Genomic DNA, 21,819 nt, shown 5'->3' with positions numbered 1-21,819 from the left:
CGTCAACCGCACTACTCCGCCACCGTTGAAAGCAGCAGGCGCGTGTAAGGGTGTTGCGGCTGATTGAAGATCTGCTCGACCGGCCCTGTTTCTACGATATCCCCGTCTTTCATGACTGCGATGCGGTGGCTCATGTGCTGCACTACGCCCAGATCGTGGGAGATGAACAGCATCGTTAGCCCTAACTGGCGTTGCAGCGCGACCAGCAAATCCAGCACCTGCGCCTGTGTGGTGACATCCAGCGCTGATACCGGTTCGTCGCAGATCAGAATCTCGGGTTCCGAAGCCAAGGCCTGTGCGATGGAAACGCGTTGTCGCTGCCCGCCTGACAGCGCTCTGGGACGACGGCTCAGCAGGTCGGGCGTCAAACCGACATACTCCAGCAGCGTCAGAATGCGCCGCTGTTTCTCATCGTCGCTGAGATCGCGGCGCAAACGCAGTGGCTGGTTCAGAATCTGTGCGACGGTAAATTGCGGATCGAACGAACTGAGCGGATCTTGTGTGATCGTCTGAATGCGTGCGCGCAGTGGTCGACGTTCGCGCTCTGTTAATGTGCTCCAGGCATTGTCCGCGAGTCGAACTTCGCCGCTGTCCGGCTTTTGCAGCGCCAGAATGACTTTGCCCAGCGTGGTTTTACCTGAACCGGATTCGCCGACGATGCCCAGCGTTTCACCGCGCTTGATCTGGAGAGAAACCTGATTGACGGCCTGCATCCGGCTGCCGTCCGGACGCTTGAACGACACCGCGATCCGATCAGCTGTCAGAGCAATGGTGTCATCGGTGCTGGCGTGATCCGCTGCCAGTGAAACCGATGACGGGGCAATGCCGTTCTGTAACGGGTCAGTACCGGCTAGCCATTTTCCCCGTGTGGAAGCGGTGGGGATCGCCGCCAGTAATTTACGCGTGTAGGGATGTGTTGGCGCTGACAGGATCTGCCGCGCCTCACCGCCTTCGACTAGCGATCCTTGCTGCATGACGATGACGCGATCCGCCACTTCTGCGACAACGGCAAGATCGTGAGTGATCAGTAAAACGCCGTGCCCTGCTTGCGCTAAGGCGGTGAACACCTTCAGCACCTGCTTTTGCACTGTGGCATCCAGCGCGGTAGTTGGCTCATCGGCGATCAGCAACTGTGGGCCTGCTGCTAATGCAGAAGCAATAAGCGCACGCTGACGCAGCCCGCCAGACAGTTCGTGCGGATACTGCGCCGCGCGATGCTCTGGGTCGGGAATACCTGCTTTCGTCAGGAGTTCGGCTACGCGTGCAGGAACCTGCTGGCGAGGCAACAGGCGATGGGTCAGAATCGGTTCGGCGACTTCCTGCCCGATCTTGCGCAGCGGGTCGAGAGACACTAGCGCATCCTGCAAAACAAAGCCGATTTCACGACCACGAATCGCTCGCCAATCGCGATCGGTTAGATAGCGTAAATCACACAGGCCGCCGTCATGGCGCGTGAGTTCAATGGCGTTGGCCTGTACGTCAACGTTTTCACCGGCCAGACCCACCAGTGTGCGAGCGGTGACAGACTTCCCTGAACCTGATTCGCCGACCAGCGCCAGAATTTCACCGGCATTTACCTGAAAAGAGAGGTTCTTAACCGAACGAATGGGGCCGAAAGGGCTGGGAAACGTGACGCTCAGGCCGTCTACGCGCAGCAGCGGCGTCTTCGCGGATGCGTCTGAAGCGGTATGAGAGGGGTGAGGAAGTGGATTCAGGCTCATCGTGCCTCTCCTTTGGCCAAAATGGCCTGTAAACGACGTCCCAGTAACGTAATAGAAATTACCGACAGCGCGACGACGCTGGCGGGCAGCAGGCTAACCCAGGGGGCGATATCAAGGAAGTTACGTCCGTCAGCCAGTAGCGCGCCCCACTCGGCGGTCGGTGGAACGACACCCAGCCCCAAAAAACTCAGCGCCGAGGCGGACAGTACCGCGTGACCAACGCCAATGGTGGCGACAATCAGCAACGGGCGCAGCGTATTGGGAATGATATGGCGGAAAACGATATACAGCGGGTGTTCGCCCAGTGCAATCGCATGTTCAACATAGCCGGATAGCCTGACGTGCAGCACCTGAGAGCGGATCAAACGGGCATAGCCGGCAATCCCCGCCAGCCCAACGGCCAGCATGGTGTTTTCCGGACCGCGTCCCAGTACAGCGATCACCAGCAGCGCTAGCAGTAGATCGGGAAACGCCAGCATGATGTCCAGCAGACGCACCAAAACCTGACGAATGCGCAGCGGCGCGAGGACCGACAGGGTGCCAAACAGCACGCCGCCGAAGCAGGCGATCAGCATCGCGCCGACGCCGATACCCAGCGACAGCGAGGTGCCGTGAACGATACGGGAAAAAATATCGCGCCCCAGTTGGTCGGTGCCAAACCAGTAGGTGCTATTTGGCGACTGGAATACCGCTCCCATATCCATTTCATCGGCAGTGCGGCTGGTAAACAGTGAAGGGAAAAAGACCGCCAGCGCCAGCAGGAAAACGATCGCGGCAGGCAGCAGCGTCGCCGTGCTTAACCACGGGCTGCGATAGGTTTTTCTGGATGGTGTCTGCGTAAAGGGCATCGGTTCACTACTCATGGGCGCTCGCCTTCTTGCGTAAGCGGGGATCGATGATGAGATACAGCGCATCCACCAGCAGGTTGATGACGACGAACAGGAACGCGGACAGCATCACGACGCCCAGCACTAGCGGCATGTCACGGTTTTCAATGGCGCTCAGCGTGACCTGCCCGATCCCGGCGCGGCCAAAGACGGTTTCAGTCAGCACGGAGCCGCCGAGTACGCTTGCCAGCAGCGTACCGGTCAGCGTTGAGGCTGCCAGCGCCGCGTGGCGTAAACCGTGGCGAAAGCGCAGCCGGATTTCACTGACGCCGCGTGTGCGTACGGTTAATGAAAACGGCTGGGAAAGTGCCTCTTCCAGACCGTCACGCAGGACCTGACTCAGAATCGCGGCAATCGGCAGGCTTAGCGTGATAACCGGCAACACCAGCGACATCACCCCGTCGTTGCCAGTAACCGGAAACCATTGCAGACGAAAGCTGAACAGGCTCAGCAGGACGATTCCAATCCAGTAAACCGGCGTGCTAAGCAGCGTCAGTTCCAGCCACGACACGGTGGTACGCAGCGCACCATAACGGCCTGCGGTCAGCAGCGCGCTGGTAATCGCGAGGAATAGCGCCAGAATCAGGCCGCCGAGCGCCAGCGGCAGAGTTTCATGCATCGCATCGCTAATCACGCTACCAACCGGCAGGCGATAGAGATAGCTGACGCCAAAATCACCCTGTAGCGCCTGTCCGCAGTAGCGCAGATATTGCACCCACAGCGGTTGGTCGAGCCCGAATTGTTTGATGAGTACGGCGCGATAGGCTTCATCCACCACGTTATCGCCGCCGCTAAGAATGGCGACCGGATCGCCGGGGATCAGTTTGACGGCAATAAACGTCAATGTGGCTGCGCCCCAGAGCACAGCCAGAATGGTGAAAAGACGTTTACCTAACGCGTACAGATTAACGTTTAATCCAGACATCATAGAAGTTCGGTTTTGCGTTGGTAGCCCAGCTTATGCCCTGTACCTGTTTGGACAGGCCGAGTTGGTAGGCGGGAATGTACAGTGGAACCACATACGCCTGATCGATGACCTCACGCTGTATTTCGCTGTAGAGCTGTTTACGTTCCGCTTCGCCCGCGCCGATAGCCTTTCTCAGCTTGTCATTCAGCACGCTGATGCGCGTAAAGTTGTTGCCGTTCGGTGGCGCATAGGCCGAATCAAAGACGGTACGCAGAATATCCGGTTCTGCACGCACGAAGAAGTTGGAGGCGATATCGTATTCATTGGCATTGGTGCGCGTGGTGAACTCACCCGCATCAACCGGCGTCAGTTGAACATCGAAGCCTGCCTGTTTCACCTGATATTGCACCGCCTGGAACAGCGCGACATCCGCGGCTTCAACGTTGGTTGAGGCATAAACGAATTTGACGCTCAGACGATTGCCATCTTTAGTGCGGAAGCCTTCGCTGTCTTTCTGTTTCCAGCCTGCGTTATCCAGCAGTTCGTTGGCTTTTTTCACATCAAAGCCCCAGCGGGATGCAACGCTCGGATCGTAGTACAGCGTGGCCGGGCCGAGAACGTTATCGGCGGCTTTCAGCGTACCGAAGAAAGCGACTTTCACCGCAGCGTTGGTATCTACGGCGCTCTGGAATGCCTTACGCACCGCGACATCCTGGAAAGGACCTTTGGTGGTGTTGAGATAGAGCACGCGGTTAACGCCCGGGTTCTCATAGGTGATCACTTCCAGCTTCGGATTGCGCTTCACTGTTGGGAAATTGGCTGGCGGTACGGCGTCAATTGCCTGAATCTGACCGCTGCTCAGTGCGCCCAGGCGAACCGACGCTTCCGGCAGATATTTGAACACCAGACCGTCCAGATAGGCTGGGCCAGTATGCTTGGCATAACCCGGTCCCCAGTTGTAATCAGGGCGTTTTGTCAGCTTACTGCCGCTGCCTTTCACAAAGGAGTCGAGAATAAACGGCCCGGAACCTACCACGGTGTTACTGGTATTTGGCGTGTTCTTCAGGTATGTCGGGGATTGAATGCCCAGATAAGGCAGGCTCAGCCCCTGTAGCAGCGCCGCAAACGGTGAGCTGTAGTGGAGCACAATCGTATAGTCATCCGGCGTCGAGATCTTGTCGATTGGGCCTAACAGCGATTTTGCGTAGCTGGAGGTGGTTTTCGGATCGAGAATACGCTCGATATTGTATTTCACCGCAGCTGCATCCAACTTGGTGCCGTCGCTGAACGTGACGTCCTTACGCAGATGGAAGGTGTACTCGGTGTTGTCGTCGTTTATTTTCCAGCTTTCCGCCAGCCAGGGCGTAAAGCGATTGTCTTCCGCCTGCCCTACCAGTGAATCCACCACGTTACGTGCAATCAGTGCCGTTACGCCGTAGGCCGTAATATGCGGGTCGATAATCGGCGTATCGCTGCCCAGACCAACATTCAGAATACCGCCAGCCACCGGTTTTTCATTGCTTTGTGCAGCATAAGCGCCGGGATTGAGTGCGAAAAGTAACGAGAGTAACCCTGCAGCGAGAGTCGTAACTTGCGGATGTGTTTTTTCCATTCCCTGTGTCCTTTACCAATGACATGAGGCCATACACGGCGGTCTTTTCGCTACTCTAGAGGGCAGCCTTATGCATGTAAAAGAATAAAAGTGGATTTTCAATTCCATAAAAATATATATGCGAAAAGCGGTTACGTTCGCTGATGAGTGAGATTTCTGCCTGAAACTCAGTGATGATGCCTGCTTTATTACTACTATTGATTGAAGTACCTGTTGCTACGCCTCAGCGACAGGGGGATTACCTATAGCTACACGGGCGTGATGAACATCAGCGCCCGGATTGGTTTCGAATTGATTAATAAACAATCAATGATGAGGCGTGCGGGATTTTTCATTTTCCGATCTGTCGCAGCTGAATATCAACTTTTGCTGATGTGAGGAAATATTCTGAGTGAAAGGGATACAAGATGAGAGTATGAGTTACTGAACTGTTATTATTTTACAAATAAATAACCAGACTATTTATTATCGACGCTTTATTGATGCGTTATTATTCGTTTCTCTCTCGTGGGATATACATTTCGTCTACGTTAGAGAATCTGGGTTTTCAATTATTGAATAAAAGTTTCACAAAAAAGCAACGCGCTATTTATTTGTGCGATTTTATAAAATTTAAAATCACGTTCCTAATAACTAAATATACTAGAGAGATTATCCGATAGACCAATTAACCGCTTTATAAGTGCGTAATACCTATGTAAGAATATAACCTTTAATGGTTAGATTGGTAAAAAAATGAACTTTTTTGAACAAACATCTCCATCCCGGAGACGCTATGGATTGGCTGCTTTTATTGGTTTAATTGCAGGTATTGTTTCATCTTTCGTCAAATGGGGCGCAGAAAATCCGCTTCCCCCACGTAGCCCTACGGATATGTTTACTGGTGCTTGTGCACCTGAGTCACTGATTAGAGCTGCCGAGCACATTGATTGCTCTCGTAATTTTCTTAACCCTCCCTACATTTTTTTACGCGACTGGCTTGGCGTTGTTGACCCTAATGCGGCTGTTTATACCTTTGCCGGCCATGTATTCAATTGGGTTGGTGTGACGCATATTATTTTCTCTATTGTTTTTGCTGTAGGTTACTGCGTTGTTGCAGAAGTATTTCCTAAAATAAAATTATGGCAAGGTCTGTTGGCGGGTGCGCTGGCGCAATTATTCGTCCATATGATTTCATTCCCATTGATGGGGCTGACGCCATCTCTGTTTGTTCTCCCTTGGTATGAACATGTATCAGAAATCGTGGGTCACCTAATTTGGTTCTGGTCTATTGAGATTATTCGTCGTGATTTGCGTAATCGTATGACTCACGAGCCTGATCCAGAGATTCCTCTGAGTGCTTCACGATAGTCTGTGATTTTATTTTAGATAATGTGAAATATTGCGATGCTTATTATTTTGGTGTTGCGCTATTAATTATCGGAAAATACGTTAGCGGTGAAATAAATTAGTCGTAAACATTGAAATCTATCCAACGCCTTGAGGTTCTCTCAGGGCGTTTTCATTTCTCTGACCATAAAACGCCTCGGTATGAGCAAGGCTATTTAGCATCGCATTCGGTAATCGCTCAGTGAGCACAGAACGCGATGCTAAGGTGCTTATGCGGCCATGCCTAACCCGACAATATTCGCCGCCAGAATAATCACCACGCAGCCCAATACCAGCATGCGCACGGGCTTCTGACCCACGGCTTTCCATTCTTTAAACAGTAAGCCGACGATGCCACCGCACAGCACGTAGAAGCTCATGTGCAGCATCCAACTGATATAGGTGTAATCGGCCGGAATGTTGGCGTGCCCCCAGGCATAGAAGAAGAACTGTAAATACCACATGACGCCGCCCAGAATGGCGAAGAGCGCATTGGCAATCAGTAACGGTTTGGCCTGTGCCAGATCGGCTTTTAATGAAATGCCTTTGCAGGTAGCCAAACGGATGAAACAGAAGCCCAGATTCACGACGGCACCGCCGCCCATAATCACCACGTAGCTTGGGAGGGCGACATACAATGCATTGATCCCCTGCGCCTGTGCGGGGGCGTGCATGGGTTTTGCGGCGTCCATAGCAAAGGACATGCCTGCGGAGAAGATGCCGCACATCACAGCCAGAATCAGCCCTTTTTTCAGGTTGAATTCCTCGGCACGAATGCCGAGTGCACGCTCTTTCAGTAAACCCGCGTAGCTAACAATCGCAACGCCTATGACCGCGACCAGCACGCCCAGTAGCGTCATGCGGCCGCCTGCCGAGCCAAACAGAACCGAGAACTTTCCTTGCAGGACGGGCGTCATCAGCGTGCCGATAATCAGTGTTACGCCGATGGCGATCCCGATGCCCATCGACATGCCAAGGTAACGCATCGTCAGGCCATAGTTGATATTGCCGATGCCCCACATGGCGCCGAAGAGAAAGATGGGGAGTAGGGTCGCCATATCGAACGAACCGTAATAGCGCCAAAAATCAGGAAGTAGCCACCAGCTGATGCACCAGGGCAGGATAATCCACGAGAAAAATCCGCCGAGTGACCACATGGTTTCCCACGACCAGTTTTTGACCTGCTTAAACGGCGCATAAAAACAGGCCGCGCTGGCCGCGCCGATGAAGTGCCAGAAAATACCAAGAAGAATAGGATTGCTCATGCGTAACCCCTTGTTTTTACTTTGTAGTAAGCCTGTATTCGGCTCTGAATGTAGAGTGCGGTGTATGAGTGTTGCCAGACCTGCTGGCGCTAAACAGTGTAGGAATGTGAAAAAATGCGCACCTTCCGATGCGTGCCACGAGGGGAAGAGGGGCGGCATCGGTTTGAAGGTTGATACAGGCAAGATCACAAAATGTGGAATTGATCTCTGAAGGCGTGATAAGGCAGAGCATTCTGTAAATACCGCATTCTGTTCAAGAATTGATTAACACCGCAGCAGAACTTTTCGCTATTATTCCCCTCTTTTTCCACCTGCATATAGTGAGTTATGGAACGTTTTATTGAGAATCTGATGTATACCTCGCGCTGGCTGCTTGCCCCTGTTTATCTCGGGCTATCGCTGGGCTTACTGGCGCTGGCGATCAAGTTTTTCCAGGAGGTGTTCCACGTTCTGCCTAATATCTTTGATATAGCGGAAGCGGATTTGGTATTGGTGTTGTTGTCACTGATCGATATGACGCTGGTTGGCGGACTGCTGGTGATGGTGATGTTGTCTGGCTACGAAAATTTTGTGTCGGCATTAGATATCACCGATGGCAGAGAAAAATTGAACTGGCTCGGTAAGATGGACTCCGGCTCGCTGAAAAATAAAGTGGCTGCCTCGATTGTCGCGATCTCGTCGATCCATCTGCTGCGTGTGTTCATGGATGCCCGTAATATCCCGGATAACAAGCTGATGTGGTATGTGATTATCCATTTGACGTTTGTGCTGTCTGCGCTCGTCATGGGCTATCTGGATCGCATGTCACGTTACGAAAAAAGCAAAGCAGCATAATTTACTTTAAAAACGTCGTCGGAAAACGTGATCCGTGTTTGCTCGAGTGCGTAGCGGCAAGCATTTTTAGGGAAGAGTCAGGTCTATGTTGCCCAATATATCTACCAAAGTATCAAACACTAGACGAACTCGTGCTGGCACTGGGCCTGCCTGTGGTCGATAAACATGAAGAGGCCAGGGATCCGGCATATCATTATTAAGCAAGGCAACAAGATGCCCCGTACGCAAATACGGGGCTGCGATTATCCCTGACAATTGTCCTATCCCAATGCCTGACAAAACGGCCGCACACTCAGCTTCAAGATCGTCGACGACAATTACGGGCCTTGATAGTGACAGAAGACGTCCATCGCTAAATAACCAAGGCCACGGTCGTCCGGTACGACGATCGAGTAACGCGGTAGTCGGTAATTTTTCAAGCTCATCAATATGCTTCGGTGTACCAATGCGGGCAAGTAATGCTGGTGTGGCCACCACATAAAAAGGCACTTTTTTTACCGCTTTGGCGACCCAGCGATTATCACGCGTTGGGCCCATCCGTATGCCGATGTCAATTTGTTGATTGACGGTATCTGCCCATTCTTCCGATAGCCGTAAGTCAAGGAGTAAGCCTGGGAAATCCGCTAAGCGTTGACTCAGCATTGGCATGACCACATCACGTATAATAAAAGGCGGTGCAGTGATTCGTACTACGCCTGCATATTCAGACAGCTGTCTGCGATTGGTGCGTTGGAATAGACCATCGACGCCTGATACCGCCTGCTGAGCATTGTTGACAAACCTTTCACCGAAATTTGTCAATTGCACGCCTCTGGTATTGCGGTGAAATAGCACTTCTCCAAGTTCGTCTTCCAGGCATTGGATACCCCGCGTGATCGCTTGTGCGGATACCCCTAGTTTTTTTGCCGCATCACGAAAATTGTGGCTCGAGGCTGCTGTAGTAAAGATGCGCAGTATTTCCAGGCGGTTCATATTTCCTCCTCTTCATACCCACACTATTCCTTGATTTGGAATAATGAAATCCAGAAATATCAATTTACGGAATGCTAACGAGAACTCCACAATTTATTTTACAAAAACGAGCCGATGTACTCTTTCAAGTAAGCCCGTTCGTGAGCTACCAGCCCAAAGTTTGCAAGGTGTTGAGCTCAAGACACCGGATACCTCGACCTCACGGTGGGGATGCCCGAAATCCTAACGATTACCCATCAATCTTGAGATGAACCAATGATAAAAATGGCGTTATTGACAGCGGTGTTGGCTACTAGCCTGATTTCTACTTGTGCACAGGCACAGACCCCTGCGCCGCAAGTTGCTGGTAACCCTGATGCGTTATTCACCAGTCCAGACCCGGTATTGAATGCGAATAAGCAAGTCGTTTATCGGATTCTGCGGGATTTGCTTGATGCTGGACAGTGGGACAAAGCTGATGAACTCCTCTCGGAAGAGTATCTACAGCACAACCCGAATGCGCAGAGTGGTCGTGCTGCTGTCGTTGATTATTTTACCAAAGTCCTCAAGGTCAAACCTCGCCCGCTCCCCGAGCGGCTTAATATGAAAGTCATTGCAGTACTTGCCGAAGGGGATTTAGTAACGGTGCTTTATCCTCGGACGGTTAGCGATCCTAACGCGCCGGGCGGTTCCTATAAGACCACTTGGTACGACACATGGCGGATCCGGGATGGCAAGGCGGTTGAGCACTGGGATCCTGCATTACTCAATGAGGCACCCGATTTACGTTAAGAAAGGCTAAATGATGGGAATATTTCGCGGCTAACACAACATGAGAGGTATCGGAGATGGAGCGCAGAGAGTTTCTGAGATTAGCGGCTGGTGGGGCTGCCCTTGTTGCCACGGGTTCAGTATTAGCACAATCGGGGCAAGCACTGGGTGACGTAGCGAGCTTTAAGCCTGAAACCATACAAGGAAGCGTACTCCCTACTCGGGGTAAAATCACCAAAACATCGTTACCCCTCAATGCTGCTGACCAAGGTGTTCGTTACCGAACGCCAGTTCGTTTCGGCATGGGTGGGACACAGATTGGTAATATTTTTGCGCCGATCAGCGATGCACAAGCTCAGGCGACGTTGCAGGCTGCCTGGGATGGCGGGGTTCGTTACTACGATACGTCGCCTTTCTATGGGCATGGCCTTTCAGAACATAGACTCGGTGCATTTCTGCGCGATAAACCGCGCGATCAGTACCTTATCTCGACTAAAGTCGGGCGGGTATTCCATCCCAGTCGGGAAGCATTGCCAGCATCGTTGTGGGCGGACAAACTCAACTTTTCCTATGAGTATGATTACACCGCGGCAGGAACAAGACGCTCTATTGAAGATAGTCTCCAACGTTTGGGGCTCTCCAGTATTGATATCGTCTACATTCACGATCTCGGTCCAGAGAACACAGAACTCTCCCAGCCCTGGACAACCTCCTTCGACACCGCTCGCCTCGGTGCAATGGCCGAATTGGAGAAACTCCGTAAGGAAGGGGTGATAAAGGCCTGGGGCTTTGGCATTAATCGTCCCGATGCCGCTACGATGGCGGCGGCTTTAGAGGGGCCGACACCCGATATTGTACTGTTAGCCTGTCAGTACAGTATCATTGACCATGAAGATACCCTGATGAAAACGTTCCCGATTTTGGCTAAAAAAGGGATTACCGTTACGGTTGGAACACCACTCAATGATGGATTCCTGGGCGGACGGAATCGTTATCATTTCAGTACACAATTGCCGCCAGGTGTCGTTGAGAAGCGCGCGTATTTGGCAAAAATTGCTGATCGGCATGGTGTGGATATCAGAACCGCTGCACTTCAGTTTGCCGCCGCGCCTTCTATTGTTTCTGCGATTATTCCTGGTGCCCGTGCTCCCGCACAGGTGAAAGCGAATATTCAATCAATGAAAGTGGGTATCCCGCAGGCATTCTGGGATGAGTTACGTGAGCAGAAGTTGATTTCTAGGGACGCCCCGATTCCCACATAATGTATTCATTTTTAACCAGCTCGAAAGCCGTTATCGTTGCCAATCCTTTTGAGCTGGTTTTTATCGATCAGATACAGGATGTTTTTATCGAACTGTATCAACACGATGTGCCGCACGGTTTGCGTAGCCAGAAGAAAGAACAGATCCTATTGTTAACGAAGTGATTTCATCAACGCGCTTTGTCTAATGGAGGATATTATGCCGCAAACCGATCGCATTAACCGCCGTGTGGTTTTGGCTCAACGCCCGCACGGCGCGCCGACACAAGAGAATTTTCGTCTGGAACAGCAGGCAGTCCCATCCGTAGATGCGGGGCAAGTGCTGCTGCGCTCCGTGTTTCTTTCCCTCGATCCTTATATGCGTGGCCGCATGAGCGACGCCCCTTCTTATGCTAAACCTGTCGAACTGAATGACGTGATGGTCGGTGGAACCATCAGCCGCGTGGTGGAGTCAAAACACCCCGATTATCAGACGGGTGACTGGGTGTTGTCCTACAGCGGCTGGCAGGATTATGCGGTTTCTGACGGTAAAGGATTAACCAATCTGGGGCAGTCGCCGACCAATCCTTCCTACGCACTGGGCGTGCTGGGGATGCCGGGCTTCACCGCGTATATGGGGCTGACGGATATCGGACAGCCGAAAGCGGGTGAAACCCTGGTGGTAGCCGCCGCGACTGGTCCGGTCGGCGCGACGGTTGGTCAGATCGGGAAATTGAAAGGCTGCCGTGTTGTTGGCGTAGCCGGCGGGGCGGAGAAATGTCGCTACGCGGTTGAGGTACTGGGGTTTGATGTTTGCCTTGACCACCGGGCGGATGATTTTGCCGAACAGCTGAAGCAGGCCTGCCCGCAGGGCATCGACATCTACTTTGAAAACGTCGGTGGGAAAGTCTTTGACGCCGTGCTGCCGTTGTTGAATACCTCAGCGCGTATTCCTGTGTGTGGATTAGTCTCTGGCTACAATGCCACTGGGCTGCCTGATGGCCCGGATCGCTTACCGCTGCTGGCGGGGACGATCCTGAAAAAGCGTATCCGCATGCAGGGATTCATCATTTTTGATGATTACGGTCATCGCTTTGAGGAGTTCTGGAAGGATGTGTCGCCGTGGGTGGCAGAAGGTAAGATCAAATATCGTGAAGAGATTGTCGACGGATTGGAAAACGCCCCCGACGCCTTCATTGGCCTGCTGCACGGTCGTAACTTTGGCAAATTAGTGGTCAGAATCGGGCCGGATGCGTAACGACAGACGCGCAATCGCGTTGACGAAAAGCGAGTTGGCGTAAAAATTGCCTGATCCCCTGCGTCATCGTTGCGGGGGAGAAGGTCAATGCATCCTGATTCTGCGTCGTTTCGCGTACGGCCATTGCAGCCGTGGTTTGTCATCAACGCGGCGGAAGATTACCTGAAGAAAAGCGTCAGTCAGTCACCGATTGCCCATTTTTACAGTTTTACGGTCGATCGCGCCGAACCGATGACGCTTGCCGTGCCGGACGGCAGTGTCGATCTCTTGCTGCATTGCTGTCCTGAGGCACCCAGCGGGCGCGTTTGCGGCAGTACCGCATCGGCGCAGATTACCCGGCTGATGCCGGGAGAGCGCTATTTTGGCGTGCGCTTTATGCCGGGGATCATGCCGGCTTTTCTCGACCTGTCGCCGGGGGAATTGGCGGGGCAGGAGATCCCTTTTGATGAGGTCGCGCCCGATACGCCGCGTCTGCTGAGACGCTTGGTGAACACTCATGACTTTAACGAACAGGTCAGCCTGTTTCTGCACTATTTTTCCTACTGGACGACCCGCTCGGCACCGCCGCTTTTACTGCAAATCATCGACCTGATTATGGCGCACGACGGTAAAATCAGGGTGGATGAGCTGGAGCGGAAGACGCTCTATTCCGCGCGTTATATTCATCGTTTATTTCATGATAATTGTGGGATGTCGCCCAAAACATTCTGCCGTACAATTCGTTTCCAGCGGGCGCTCGCGCTACTCAATCAGGGCAATATCGATAGTCTGACCATGCTGGCGCAGCACCTTGAATACGCCGATCAGTCACATTTCTTTCGTGAATTCAAAGCATTTGCCTCCTGCTCGCCGCAGCACTACCTGGCCCGACTACAGGCTGTGCGCTACCAATATCGTATTCGCCAATGTTGAACCCATCGCTGGTGAGATTCACACGGGGACACCTTTCACCCCGTGCCGCTTTTTTTGGGGCAGACTGCACCAAAAAGACGCTGTCGCTGCACTGTGTCGTGTGCCGATTTATTCTATTTTCCCCGCGTTGCCCCTTGCTATAAACGCTTCACACCGTGCGTTATCGCACATTTATCTAGTGAAGATTGTGAGGTTTTTTATGGCACAGGCAAAAGACATCGTACCGGGTTTTTACACCATTGATGACGCGATCGCACTGGATGGCGAAACGACTCGCGCGCTGCAATTAACCCACCTGAACCGCATGCGCTCTTTGGATGGTCATGCCAAATATTTTGTTCGGGCGGAAGGCAGCACCTTCATCGATGACAAAGGTGAAAAGCATCTGGATATGATTGGCGCGGTCGGGGTGGTGACTGTCGGTAATAACAATGAGTTTGTGTGGTCCTGTTTGCAGAAATGTTTCGATAACCGCCTCTTCATGATGGGCGCGATTTCCTATCACAACGTGGCGGCGGCGCTGGCGCACAACATGGCGTTGCTCTCGCCACAGGGCAAATTGACCAAGATGGGGACGGCGACCGGAGGCGCGGAGGCGATCGAAGGGATGATCAAACTGGTCAAGCTTGGTACCCGACATAAAACACATAAGACCCACCTGCTGGCGACGCTTGGCGCCTTTCACGGTAAGACGTCAGGCGCGGTGTCGCTCGGCGGTAAGGATAAGTGGCGGGCGGGGCAGCAGCCGACATTAGGCAATATCGATCATGTTGCCTACGGCTCGGTCACGGAGCTGGAAAATGCGCTGGCGACAGGAAAATACAAGGCGTTCGTGGTGGAACCCATTCAGGGGGAAGGCGGCATTATCGTGCCACCGGCGGGTTACCTGAAAGCGGCTCGCGAGCTGTGCGATCGCTATGACACGCTGCTGGTGCTGGACGAGATTCAGTGTGGCGCGGCGCGTACCGGTAAGTTCTGGTGTTGTGAACATGATGACGTAGTGCCGGATTGCATTGTATTCGCCAAAGGTTTATCCGGCGGGCTGGTGCCGTTTGGCGGTTATCTGTGTACGGAAAGCTTGTATGAAGCGGCATATGGCACCATCGAAACCTGCTATCACCACACGGCCACCTATCAGGAAAATACCCTGAGTGCGGCAGCGGCGCTGGGTTCCTTGCAGTTCATCATCGAACACGATCTGTGTGGCATGGCGGAACGTAAAGGCGCGTTAATGATGCAACGGCTCTATGACATTCAGGCTCGCCATCCGCAAGTGATCAAAGAAGTGCGCGGCAAAGGGCTGATGATTGGCATTGAGTTTGGTCGTTTGCCGGAGACGCTGCATGCCAGCATGGGGGAATACTATTCGGCGGCGATCGCTGGTCTGCTGGTAGAGAAATGGCGTATTCAGGTGAATTTCACCATCAATAATCTGGCGGTATTCCGCTTCCTGCCTCCGCTGACGATTAGCGAAGAAGAGCTCGATTATGCACTGAACGCGTTTGAATCTGCCCTGAACAGCGTGGTTGAACAAGTTGAGCAGGCCAATACGTCAGTCATGACGGCGTGAGGAGGCAGCGATGACATTTATCTATTCGCAGCCGGTAAAACTTTGTATCGGCAGAGGGGAAGTTGCCCGAGTGGGCGAAGAAGTGGCGATGTTGGGGAGCCGCGTCCTGCTGGTGACGGGAAAAACCAGCTGTCGCCAAACCGGGTTACTGACGCGTCTGACCGACCTGCTGACGCAGAGCGGCGTGCGCTGGGTGTTATTCGACAGTATTGAAGCAAACCCCCTTACCACGACGGTGGATGACGGTGCGGCCCTGGCGCGCGAGCAGCAGTGTGATGTGGTGCTTGGCGTGGGGGGCGGCAGCGTAATGGACGCCGCCAAAGGCATCGCCTTTATGGCATGCCATTCGGGGAAACTGCTGGACTACCTGTCGCAACCCCCGGCACCTGCTGCGACGTTGCCGCTGGTGTTGGTGACGACGACGGCGGGGACGGGGAGTGAAGGCAACTGTGTCGCCGTCTTCACCAATCCTGAAACCCATGACAAGCCCGTCTTTTTCTCACCGGCGTTGTACGCCCGAACAGCGATTGTCGATCCAACGTTGATGGTCACGCAATCATCCCGCATGGTGGCGGCGACGGGCTTCGACGCGCTCAGCCATAACATCGAAGCGCGGGTTGGCAAGTTCTGTAATCCGATGACGGAAATCATGGCTGAACGCGCGATTCGACTGTTGACCACGTATCTACCGCGAGTTTGTCGGGATGTGACCGATCTGGACGCCTGGGATCAGGTGTGTTGGGCGAATACGCTTGGCGGAATGGCGATTGGGATGTCGGCCTGTGGCTTGCCGCATGCGATGGAACATCCGTTGAGTGGGTTGTACAACATCACACACGGTGAGGGGCTGGCGGCGCTCTATCCCACCTTGATGCGTTTTTCCTGTGTGGAAAATATCGCTGGCTTTGCTGCGGTGACGTGCGCAATGAGCGATAGCGTGACGCATCTTGATGAATCTGAACGCGCTAGCCACAGCGTCTATCTGGTACAGCGTTTTCTGGAAAACATCGGATTGACGTTTACGCTGCGCGATCTGGGTGTGCGTGAGCAGGATATTCCCCGGCTGGCGGACAACTGCGTGCAGACGATGGGGGTGAGCCTGGAACAGAATCCGCGCTGGGCATCACGGCAGGACATCGAAGCGCTGTATCGCACCTGCCTGTAAGGTGCTGTGGCAGCAAGGGATTTACCATCGACCCGATTGCGCGACATCACGCTATCTGGTTCGTTTTGTGTATCCGGGGGCAAGATGATTACTCATCAATTGAAAAAGAACAGCCTGGGGCTGTGGTCGTTGGTCTTCTTTGTTGTGGCTGCTGCCTCGCCGTTGACCGGTGTGGTAGGCGGTCTGCCCGTTGCGATCTCCGCTGGCAACGGGGCGGGAATCCCAGCGGTGTACCTGATGGCTGGCGGTATACTGCTGATTTTCTCTTTTGGCTATATCGCCATGAGCCGCTATGTGACTAACGCCGGCGCATTTTATAGCTACATCACGCTGGGATTGGGGCGCCGCGCGGGCTTTAGTGCCTTATCCGTCGCGCTGCTGGCTTATTTTGCCATTCAGATCGCGGTGGTTGCGATGTTTGGCTTCTTCAGCAGCATGTATTTACAAGAGCATCTTGGTATTGAACTGCCGTGGTGGGGCTACAGCGTAGCGATGCTGTTGCTGATGTGCCTGTTGGGCATTGAGAGTGTGGAGGTCGGCGGACGCGTACTCGGCGTACTGATGCTGATGGAAGTGGGCATCATGCTGGTGGTCGATATTGCGGTACTGCTGTCGCATGATACACCACCGCTCACGCTGGAGGCGTTTTCGCCCAGTGTGATTAATCAAGGCAGCATAGGCATTGCGTTGATTTTCAGTATTGCTGCGTTTATCGGATTTGAATCCACGGCGATCTACGGTGAAGAGTGCCGTAACCCGGAAAAAACGATTCCTCGTGCGACGCTGGCTGCGGTTATCTTGATTATGCTGTTCTTTGCTTTCACCAGTTGGATGATGGTGCAAGCCTATGGGGTGGGTCAGGTACAGCAGCAGGCGATCAACGATCCTGGACGCTTTATCTTAAACGTATCGACCGCACTGGTTGGGAAATGGTCCGAACAGATGATATCGCTGTTGTTGATCACCAGTTTGTTTGCTGCGGCTCAGGCGTTTCACAATAACATCTCTCGCTATCTGTTTAGCATCGGGCGTGACGGCGTGTTGTCTACCAAATTGGCTCAGGTGAGTGAAAATAAAGGGACGCCTTACGTGGCGAGTATCGTTCAAACGATCGTTGTGTTGACCGTGCTGTGCGCGATGGTGGTAGCGGATCTCGATCCGATGATGCAGATCTTTGCGTTGGGATCGGCGATCGCGACGATGGCGATTCTGCTGCTTCAGGTCGGTGTATCGCTGGCGGTTATTCGTTTCTTCCAGCGTGAAACCCAGCATCCAGTTTCAGCATGGAGCCGCCTGTGGGCACCGATTATCTCGACGGTAGCGATGCTCTCGGCATTAATTATGGTCGTTAGAAACGTAGATGTTCTGAGCGGCTCATCATCCCAGATTGTTTCGCTGTTACCCTGGGGCGTGTTTGGCATCGCCATCATGGGCTACCTGTCCGCCAGCCGCGTACGCATCCCGTCGCCGCAGGAAAATATGCCGTAAGTTCACGATGACCAACCGGGCTTATGAGGGGATATGAGCCCGGTTTGTTGGTGAGTGCTTTTTTAAATTATTGACAGAAGTTAAAGCGGATATAAAAACTCCATAGATAATAAAATAACATGATGATGTAAGTGATTATCCTATCCATGCTTTTTTTTACAAAAAAGAAAGGGATAGATAACGGGATAATAATAAACGCAAAGAATCCATCGGAATCACCTTCAGGTATCTTACAGAGGTTTCTTATTTCTACCCCATCAACCATCCCTTCATAATCTCTTATTGATGTGATCAGAATGATCAGTGCGCAGAGAATTGAATAAATATAAAAACAGAGGCTAAAGAGTAATGTATTTACGTTTCTCATCGTGTTTTATCTGTGCGGGCAGAGGCTAACTCGCGTATAGAAACGGTATGAATGATATATAAGGATAGCAAGATAGGTGACGATTCTGGGAGGCGTCCTTTTCACCAGAAGAAAAGGGATAGATAAAGGAACAATGATAAAAATGAGAAAACCATCGGCATCTGCTCTTGGCACTTCACAGAAGCTGTCAAGCGAACCGTCATCCAGCATCCATTCATATTCGATGGTAGAAAAAGCGTTGATTAAAAAAAGGCATAAGGCAGAATAAGCATAAAAATAGACGTTATAGATATAGTTTTTTTGAAACATGCTTTAAAATTCCTTTTTTAATCTTGATAGCAAATAAATAAAACTCACTGTTTAGTAAATGAGACATGAATTGTTTTCTTTACATAATCGGACACATGCTGATCCTCGTATAAAAGCTGTCTGAATGATATATGAGAATGATGAGATAGGTAATAATCTTGGGGATGCTTCGTTTAACCAAAAGGAAAGGAATGGATAAGGGAACGATAATGAAAATAAGGAAACCATCAGCTTCGCCTCTCGGTGTTTCGCAGAACCGTGCAATTGAGCCATCATATCCGATTGTGGAAAATGTATTGATCAAAAAAAAGCATAAAGCGGAATAAGCATAAAAATAAACATGATAGATGGATTCTTTTGCTCGTGACATTGATATTGCTCCTGGCTTCATGTTTATCCTACGGTCTTTGGATAACAGTTGTACTGTTATAGAGTAGTTTTGTGACTTTTTCACGATGATTTAGCATCGAGCTACCGTACGATATCCAGTCCCTTTCTGTCTTAGCCGTTTTGTCTGCATTTATCGATCGAATAAAATCACTGTGGCTGCGTTCAATACCTCTGTTGTAGCGTGAACCGGCAAGAATGAACTGCTCGTCGGTTAGGTTCAAAGTGTCAGTACCGGGGTAATCATAAGTTATTAACTCGTAAAGGTGGCGTGCGACCATCGTAAGATTGAAATTATCTTTATTTAGACAAATGGAGATGTATGTTGCTTCAGCATTTTTTAATTCACTGGGATTCTTGTTAAAAATCTCGGCAACCACCCTAATTTGCATAGCAACAATGCCTATTGATGTCTTTTCTGGAGGTGTTGTAGGTGTCTCTTGGTTTGCCCAGTCACTATAGATATGCTTAGACTGTCTATAGAATAAAACTGGATATTTAAGATAATCAATCATTCCTCCTGCTTCGGAATAAGCAATCAAAGCAAGGAGAGTTGCTGGTATTTTATGTTTACTGGCAATTTCTTTTATTTTTTCTTTGTGGAAAACAATATAACTATCCTTATATTTATTTAAATAATCATTACCGCCAAAAGTTTTCCACCAAATAAAATCAATAGGCGACCAGCGTGGGTAGTTCTTTCCCCAGTCGGAAAATCTGAGGTCACATTCAGCAGCGATTGCATTGAATTTTCTCATGGCTTATCAGTACATATTTTCAGTTAATATGCTATATCCCGATGTACCTGCGATATTGTGCTGGCAGGTAATACTCTCATAACGCAGGCTGAGGGTTTCAAATGGCTGCATATCGTTATGGGTCAATGAATTGGGGTTTTGATTTGAGAGGTTAACAATAGACGCATCTCTCAATGTTATTGTCATATAGTTCTCTTGGGTTCCGCTGGCAGACGTGCGGTAATACCTTAACTCGCACTCCAATAGCTCATTATTGGCGATGCTGGTGAGTAGAAGAGGTGTCGATTTATCAACGACTTTAGTCACGGAAAAGGGGTGATGGTTAACGTGTCGATCTCTTGATAGGTCGTAGTTTGTCGCATAAACAAAAATTTCATCTTCGTGACCAGAGATATGTTTATTTCCTACCGAGTCGATACTTAAACATCCTTCAGAGATCAATCCCTGAATTTTTCCCGTTATCTTCATAAAAATAGAATTAGCCATTCGTATAACTCCCTGTTAAAAACTCCTTGTTGAGAGCGTTATAGCGTAAATCTTTATTGAATAAAAGAAGAAATAGAATGTTCAATAAGAAACATGACCCCTGACAGAAAGTGATTTTTGTAATATTTATTATAATTATTTTTTTATATGGGGAATGCTAAATTCATTGTATTTAATTATTATGCTAATTATATTATTGGAATGAAATGATTAACCTGGAAATATGGGTTAAATAAAACTGCACGATTAAATAAGTTACGCGTTTAATTAAAGAAAATGTGTTATTGATAACTCGCCGCTTACGCGGCGAGAGATATTATCCATTTCAGTTTTCTTATTGCTCCTGGCTAAGCCAGTCTGGCAGATCGTGTAATCCCATGGCCTGACGGACCAGCGTCGGTTTAATGCCGGGGAGTTTATCCGCCAGTACCAGACCGACATCACGCAGCAGTTTTTTCGCCGGATTGTCGCCGTCAAACAGTTCACGGAATCCCTGCATGCTGGCGAGCATTACGGCGGCACTGTGTTTGCGGCGGCGCTCATAGCGTCGTAGGTAAAGGTGTTGGCCGATATCTTTGCCCTGCGTCTGTAAGCGCTTCAGTTCCGCAATCAGTTCAGCGACATCCATGAAGCCCAGGTTGACGCCTTGTCCTGCCAGCGGATGAATAGTGTGCGCCGCGTCGCCGACCAGCACCAGCCGGTGTGCTGCGAAACTGCGAGCGTAGCGTCCGGTCAGCGGGAAAGTCTGACGCTCGCTTTCCAGCTCACACAGCCCCAGACGCATATCAAACGCCATGGCGACCTGACGATTGAATTCCTCTACAGGCAGCTTCTGCATTGCCTGAGCCTGCTCCGGTGAAAGCGACCAGACGATCGAACAGAGGTGTGGATCGTCCAGCGGCAGGAACGCCAGAATACCGTCGCCGTGAAATGCCTGACGCGCGACGGATTGGTGAGGTTGTTCGGTACGAATGTTGGCGACCAGCGCGTGATGGCCGTAGTCCCAAAAGGTCAGTGGAATATCCGCATGCTGACGCAGCCATGAATGTGCGCCGTCCGCACCAACCACCAGCCGGGCGGTCAGCATGCTGTCATCCTGTAACGTAATAAAGGCTTCGTTCTCTCCCCAGGCGACCTGTTTTAACGACGTGGGAGAGAGCAGGGTGATGTCGCTTAACTGAGAGGCGCGTTGCCACAGTACCTGCTGAATCACCGGGTTTTCAATGATGTGCCCAAGATGGGAAAAGCCGAATTCTTCGCCGCTAAAGCTGATTTTACCGAAGCTGTCTTTATCCCAGACCTGCATATCGTTGTAAGGGCTGACGCGTTGTGCCACGAGATTTTCCCAGACACCGATGTGGCGCAGGAGACATTCACTGGCGGCGTTGATGGCGGAGACGCGCAGGGCATGGTTTTTCCCGAGCGGCTGAGGTTCGGCCGCCTGTTTCTCCAGCACGGCGATACGCAGGCCGCTACCCTGTAAGCCGCAGGCCAGCGCCAGACCGACCATACCGCCACCGGCAATAACCACGTCGAATGATTGCATTTCCGTATTTTCCTGTT

Annotated in this window: 22 protein-coding genes; 10 read left to right on the top strand and 12 right to left on the bottom strand. The window is 51.4% G+C overall.

Annotated features, from left to right (window positions below; all coding sequences use genetic code 11):
• Positions 1 to 11: 11 nt before the first annotated feature.
• Genes AB8809_RS20855 through AB8809_RS20840 form a run of 4 tightly spaced genes read right to left on the bottom strand, consistent with a single transcriptional unit; the run spans position 12 to position 5,127 of the window.
• Complete coding sequence (locus AB8809_RS20855) at positions 12 to 1,721, bottom strand: ABC transporter ATP-binding protein (protein ID WP_349856500.1); 1,710 nt, start codon at positions 1,719 to 1,721, stop codon at positions 12 to 14.
• The gene (locus AB8809_RS20850; protein WP_181829899.1) at positions 1,718 to 2,584 is read right to left on the bottom strand and encodes an ABC transporter permease; all 867 of its coding nucleotides are present in this window, start codon (positions 2,582 to 2,584) and stop codon (positions 1,718 to 1,720) included. Before AB8809_RS20850 ends, AB8809_RS20855 begins: the two co-directional genes overlap by 4 nt.
• Positions 2,577 to 3,536, bottom strand: coding sequence for an ABC transporter permease (locus tag AB8809_RS20845; protein WP_012773138.1), 960 nt, complete (start codon positions 3,534 to 3,536; stop codon positions 2,577 to 2,579). Before AB8809_RS20845 ends, AB8809_RS20850 begins: the two co-directional genes overlap by 8 nt.
• The gene (locus AB8809_RS20840) at positions 3,514 to 5,127 is read right to left on the bottom strand and encodes an ABC transporter substrate-binding protein (protein ID WP_181829897.1); all 1,614 of its coding nucleotides are present in this window, start codon (positions 5,125 to 5,127) and stop codon (positions 3,514 to 3,516) included. The genes AB8809_RS20845 and AB8809_RS20840 overlap by 23 nt, the downstream gene beginning before the upstream one ends.
• Before the next feature lie 735 nt (positions 5,128 to 5,862).
• Here AB8809_RS20840 and AB8809_RS20835 point away from each other — a divergent pair.
• Entirely contained in the window at positions 5,863 to 6,477 is a 615-nt protein-coding gene (locus AB8809_RS20835; protein WP_181845056.1) for a YagU family protein, read from the top strand.
• Between the two features lie 248 nt (positions 6,478 to 6,725).
• Here the strand turns inward: AB8809_RS20835 and rhaT are convergent, their stop codons facing one another.
• The gene (gene rhaT, locus AB8809_RS20830; RefSeq protein WP_349856499.1) at positions 6,726 to 7,760 is read right to left on the bottom strand and encodes an L-rhamnose/proton symporter RhaT; all 1,035 of its coding nucleotides are present in this window, start codon (positions 7,758 to 7,760) and stop codon (positions 6,726 to 6,728) included.
• Between the two features lie 327 nt (positions 7,761 to 8,087).
• Between rhaT and AB8809_RS20825 the strand changes: the two genes are divergently transcribed.
• Positions 8,088 to 8,594 carry a TIGR00645 family protein gene (locus AB8809_RS20825; RefSeq protein WP_012773142.1) on the top strand — a complete coding sequence of 169 codons (507 nt, stop codon included), beginning with the start codon at positions 8,088 to 8,090 and terminating at the stop codon, positions 8,592 to 8,594.
• 66 nt (positions 8,595 to 8,660) lie between these two features.
• On the opposite strand, the gene AB8809_RS20820 is transcribed toward AB8809_RS20825, so the two are convergent.
• Positions 8,661 to 9,566 (bottom strand): LysR family transcriptional regulator, encoded by a 906-nt coding sequence (locus tag AB8809_RS20820; protein ID WP_349856498.1) that lies wholly within the window; start codon positions 9,564 to 9,566, stop codon positions 8,661 to 8,663.
• A gap of 255 nt (positions 9,567 to 9,821) precedes the next feature.
• Here AB8809_RS20820 and AB8809_RS20815 point away from each other — a divergent pair, with 255 nt between their 5' ends.
• The 8 genes from AB8809_RS20815 to AB8809_RS20780 all read left to right on the top strand — a co-directional run bounded on the left by AB8809_RS20815 (position 9,822) and on the right by AB8809_RS20780 (position 17,949).
• Complete coding sequence (locus AB8809_RS20815) at positions 9,822 to 10,337, top strand: nuclear transport factor 2 family protein (protein ID WP_369986708.1); 516 nt, start codon at positions 9,822 to 9,824, stop codon at positions 10,335 to 10,337.
• A 56-nt stretch (positions 10,338 to 10,393) separates the two neighbouring features.
• Positions 10,394 to 11,578 carry an aldo/keto reductase gene (locus AB8809_RS20810; protein WP_349856496.1) on the top strand — a complete coding sequence of 395 codons (1,185 nt, stop codon included), beginning with the start codon at positions 10,394 to 10,396 and terminating at the stop codon, positions 11,576 to 11,578.
• Positions 11,578 to 11,742 (top strand): hypothetical protein, encoded by a 165-nt coding sequence (locus AB8809_RS20805; protein WP_349856495.1) that lies wholly within the window; start codon positions 11,578 to 11,580, stop codon positions 11,740 to 11,742. The genes AB8809_RS20810 and AB8809_RS20805 overlap by 1 nt, the downstream gene beginning before the upstream one ends.
• 34 nt (positions 11,743 to 11,776) lie before the next feature.
• Positions 11,777 to 12,814 carry an NADP-dependent oxidoreductase gene (locus AB8809_RS20800; protein WP_012773143.1) on the top strand — a complete coding sequence of 346 codons (1,038 nt, stop codon included), beginning with the start codon at positions 11,777 to 11,779 and terminating at the stop codon, positions 12,812 to 12,814.
• Between the two features lie 87 nt (positions 12,815 to 12,901).
• Positions 12,902 to 13,726, top strand: a complete 825-nt coding sequence (locus AB8809_RS20795) for an AraC family transcriptional regulator (protein ID WP_180778888.1) — start codon at positions 12,902 to 12,904, stop codon at positions 13,724 to 13,726.
• 199 nt (positions 13,727 to 13,925) lie between these two features.
• Positions 13,926 to 15,296, top strand: coding sequence for an aspartate aminotransferase family protein (locus AB8809_RS20790; RefSeq protein WP_181847096.1), 1,371 nt, complete (start codon positions 13,926 to 13,928; stop codon positions 15,294 to 15,296).
• A gap of 10 nt (positions 15,297 to 15,306) precedes the next feature.
• Positions 15,307 to 16,461, top strand: coding sequence for an iron-containing alcohol dehydrogenase (locus AB8809_RS20785; RefSeq protein ID WP_349856494.1), 1,155 nt, complete (start codon positions 15,307 to 15,309; stop codon positions 16,459 to 16,461).
• 84 nt (positions 16,462 to 16,545) lie between these two features.
• Positions 16,546 to 17,949, top strand: a complete 1,404-nt coding sequence (locus tag AB8809_RS20780) for an APC family permease (protein WP_349856493.1) — start codon at positions 16,546 to 16,548, stop codon at positions 17,947 to 17,949.
• A gap of 67 nt (positions 17,950 to 18,016) precedes the next feature.
• Here AB8809_RS20780 and AB8809_RS20775 read toward each other — a convergent pair whose 3' ends face one another.
• The 6 genes from AB8809_RS20775 to ubiI all read right to left on the bottom strand — a co-directional run bounded on the left by AB8809_RS20775 (position 18,017) and on the right by ubiI (position 21,802).
• Positions 18,017 to 18,316: a DUF2645 family protein gene (locus AB8809_RS20775; protein WP_349856492.1), complete on the bottom strand. Its 300-nt coding sequence runs from the start codon at positions 18,314 to 18,316 to the stop codon at positions 18,017 to 18,019.
• 6 nt (positions 18,317 to 18,322) lie between these two features.
• Positions 18,323 to 18,625 carry a DUF2645 family protein gene (locus tag AB8809_RS20770; protein ID WP_012773149.1) on the bottom strand — a complete coding sequence of 101 codons (303 nt, stop codon included), beginning with the start codon at positions 18,623 to 18,625 and terminating at the stop codon, positions 18,323 to 18,325.
• 79 nt (positions 18,626 to 18,704) lie between these two features.
• A complete protein-coding gene (locus AB8809_RS20765) occupies positions 18,705 to 18,995 on the bottom strand; it encodes a DUF2645 family protein (protein WP_012773150.1) in 291 nt (96 codons plus the stop codon).
• Positions 18,996 to 19,023: 28 nt separating this feature from the next.
• A complete protein-coding gene (locus tag AB8809_RS20760) occupies positions 19,024 to 19,770 on the bottom strand; it encodes a hypothetical protein (protein WP_349856491.1) in 747 nt (248 codons plus the stop codon).
• Between the two features lie 6 nt (positions 19,771 to 19,776).
• A complete protein-coding gene (locus AB8809_RS20755; RefSeq protein WP_012773152.1) occupies positions 19,777 to 20,256 on the bottom strand; it encodes an Hcp family type VI secretion system effector in 480 nt (159 codons plus the stop codon).
• 334 nt (positions 20,257 to 20,590) lie between these two features.
• Complete coding sequence (gene ubiI / locus AB8809_RS20750; RefSeq protein ID WP_012773153.1) at positions 20,591 to 21,802, bottom strand: FAD-dependent 2-octaprenylphenol hydroxylase; 1,212 nt, start codon at positions 21,800 to 21,802, stop codon at positions 20,591 to 20,593.
• Positions 21,803 to 21,819: the final 17 nt, after the last annotated feature.

This window comes from Pectobacterium aroidearum (assembly GCF_041228105.1).
Taxonomy (GTDB): domain Bacteria; phylum Pseudomonadota; class Gammaproteobacteria; order Enterobacterales; family Enterobacteriaceae; genus Pectobacterium; species Pectobacterium aroidearum.
This window is presented reverse-complemented; position numbering and strand designations above follow the sequence as displayed.

What these genes read in the sequence shown, in the direction of transcription:
- AB8809_RS20765 (WP_012773150.1), bottom strand. Translation starts at nt 18,995, where the DNA reads ATGTCACGAGCAAAAGAATCCATCTATCATGTTTATTTTTATGCTTAT.
- AB8809_RS20855 (WP_349856500.1), bottom strand. Translation starts at nt 1,721, where the DNA reads ATGAGCCTGAATCCACTTCCTCACCCCTCTCATACCGCTTCAGACGCA.
- AB8809_RS20795 (WP_180778888.1), top strand. Translation starts at nt 12,902, where the DNA reads ATGCATCCTGATTCTGCGTCGTTTCGCGTACGGCCATTGCAGCCGTGG.
- AB8809_RS20780 (WP_349856493.1), top strand. Translation starts at nt 16,546, where the DNA reads ATGATTACTCATCAATTGAAAAAGAACAGCCTGGGGCTGTGGTCGTTG.
- AB8809_RS20810 (WP_349856496.1), top strand. Translation starts at nt 10,394, where the DNA reads ATGGAGCGCAGAGAGTTTCTGAGATTAGCGGCTGGTGGGGCTGCCCTT.
- AB8809_RS20835 (WP_181845056.1), top strand. Translation starts at nt 5,863, where the DNA reads ATGAACTTTTTTGAACAAACATCTCCATCCCGGAGACGCTATGGATTG.
- AB8809_RS20825 (WP_012773142.1), top strand. Translation starts at nt 8,088, where the DNA reads ATGGAACGTTTTATTGAGAATCTGATGTATACCTCGCGCTGGCTGCTT.
- AB8809_RS20805 (WP_349856495.1), top strand. Translation starts at nt 11,578, where the DNA reads ATGTATTCATTTTTAACCAGCTCGAAAGCCGTTATCGTTGCCAATCCT.
- AB8809_RS20850 (WP_181829899.1), bottom strand. Translation starts at nt 2,584, where the DNA reads ATGAGTAGTGAACCGATGCCCTTTACGCAGACACCATCCAGAAAAACC.
- AB8809_RS20790 (WP_181847096.1), top strand. Translation starts at nt 13,926, where the DNA reads ATGGCACAGGCAAAAGACATCGTACCGGGTTTTTACACCATTGATGAC.
- AB8809_RS20755 (WP_012773152.1), bottom strand. Translation starts at nt 20,256, where the DNA reads ATGGCTAATTCTATTTTTATGAAGATAACGGGAAAAATTCAGGGATTG.
- AB8809_RS20800 (WP_012773143.1), top strand. Translation starts at nt 11,777, where the DNA reads ATGCCGCAAACCGATCGCATTAACCGCCGTGTGGTTTTGGCTCAACGC.
- AB8809_RS20785 (WP_349856494.1), top strand. Translation starts at nt 15,307, where the DNA reads ATGACATTTATCTATTCGCAGCCGGTAAAACTTTGTATCGGCAGAGGG.
- AB8809_RS20770 (WP_012773149.1), bottom strand. Translation starts at nt 18,625, where the DNA reads ATGTTTCAAAAAAACTATATCTATAACGTCTATTTTTATGCTTATTCT.
- AB8809_RS20845 (WP_012773138.1), bottom strand. Translation starts at nt 3,536, where the DNA reads ATGATGTCTGGATTAAACGTTAATCTGTACGCGTTAGGTAAACGTCTT.
- AB8809_RS20760 (WP_349856491.1), bottom strand. Translation starts at nt 19,770, where the DNA reads ATGAGAAAATTCAATGCAATCGCTGCTGAATGTGACCTCAGATTTTCC.
- AB8809_RS20775 (WP_349856492.1), bottom strand. Translation starts at nt 18,316, where the DNA reads ATGAGAAACGTAAATACATTACTCTTTAGCCTCTGTTTTTATATTTAT.
- AB8809_RS20820 (WP_349856498.1), bottom strand. Translation starts at nt 9,566, where the DNA reads ATGAACCGCCTGGAAATACTGCGCATCTTTACTACAGCAGCCTCGAGC.
- AB8809_RS20815 (WP_369986708.1), top strand. Translation starts at nt 9,822, where the DNA reads ATGATAAAAATGGCGTTATTGACAGCGGTGTTGGCTACTAGCCTGATT.
- ubiI (WP_012773153.1), bottom strand. Translation starts at nt 21,802, where the DNA reads ATGCAATCATTCGACGTGGTTATTGCCGGTGGCGGTATGGTCGGTCTG.
- rhaT (WP_349856499.1), bottom strand. Translation starts at nt 7,760, where the DNA reads ATGAGCAATCCTATTCTTCTTGGTATTTTCTGGCACTTCATCGGCGCG.
- AB8809_RS20840 (WP_181829897.1), bottom strand. Translation starts at nt 5,127, where the DNA reads ATGGAAAAAACACATCCGCAAGTTACGACTCTCGCTGCAGGGTTACTC.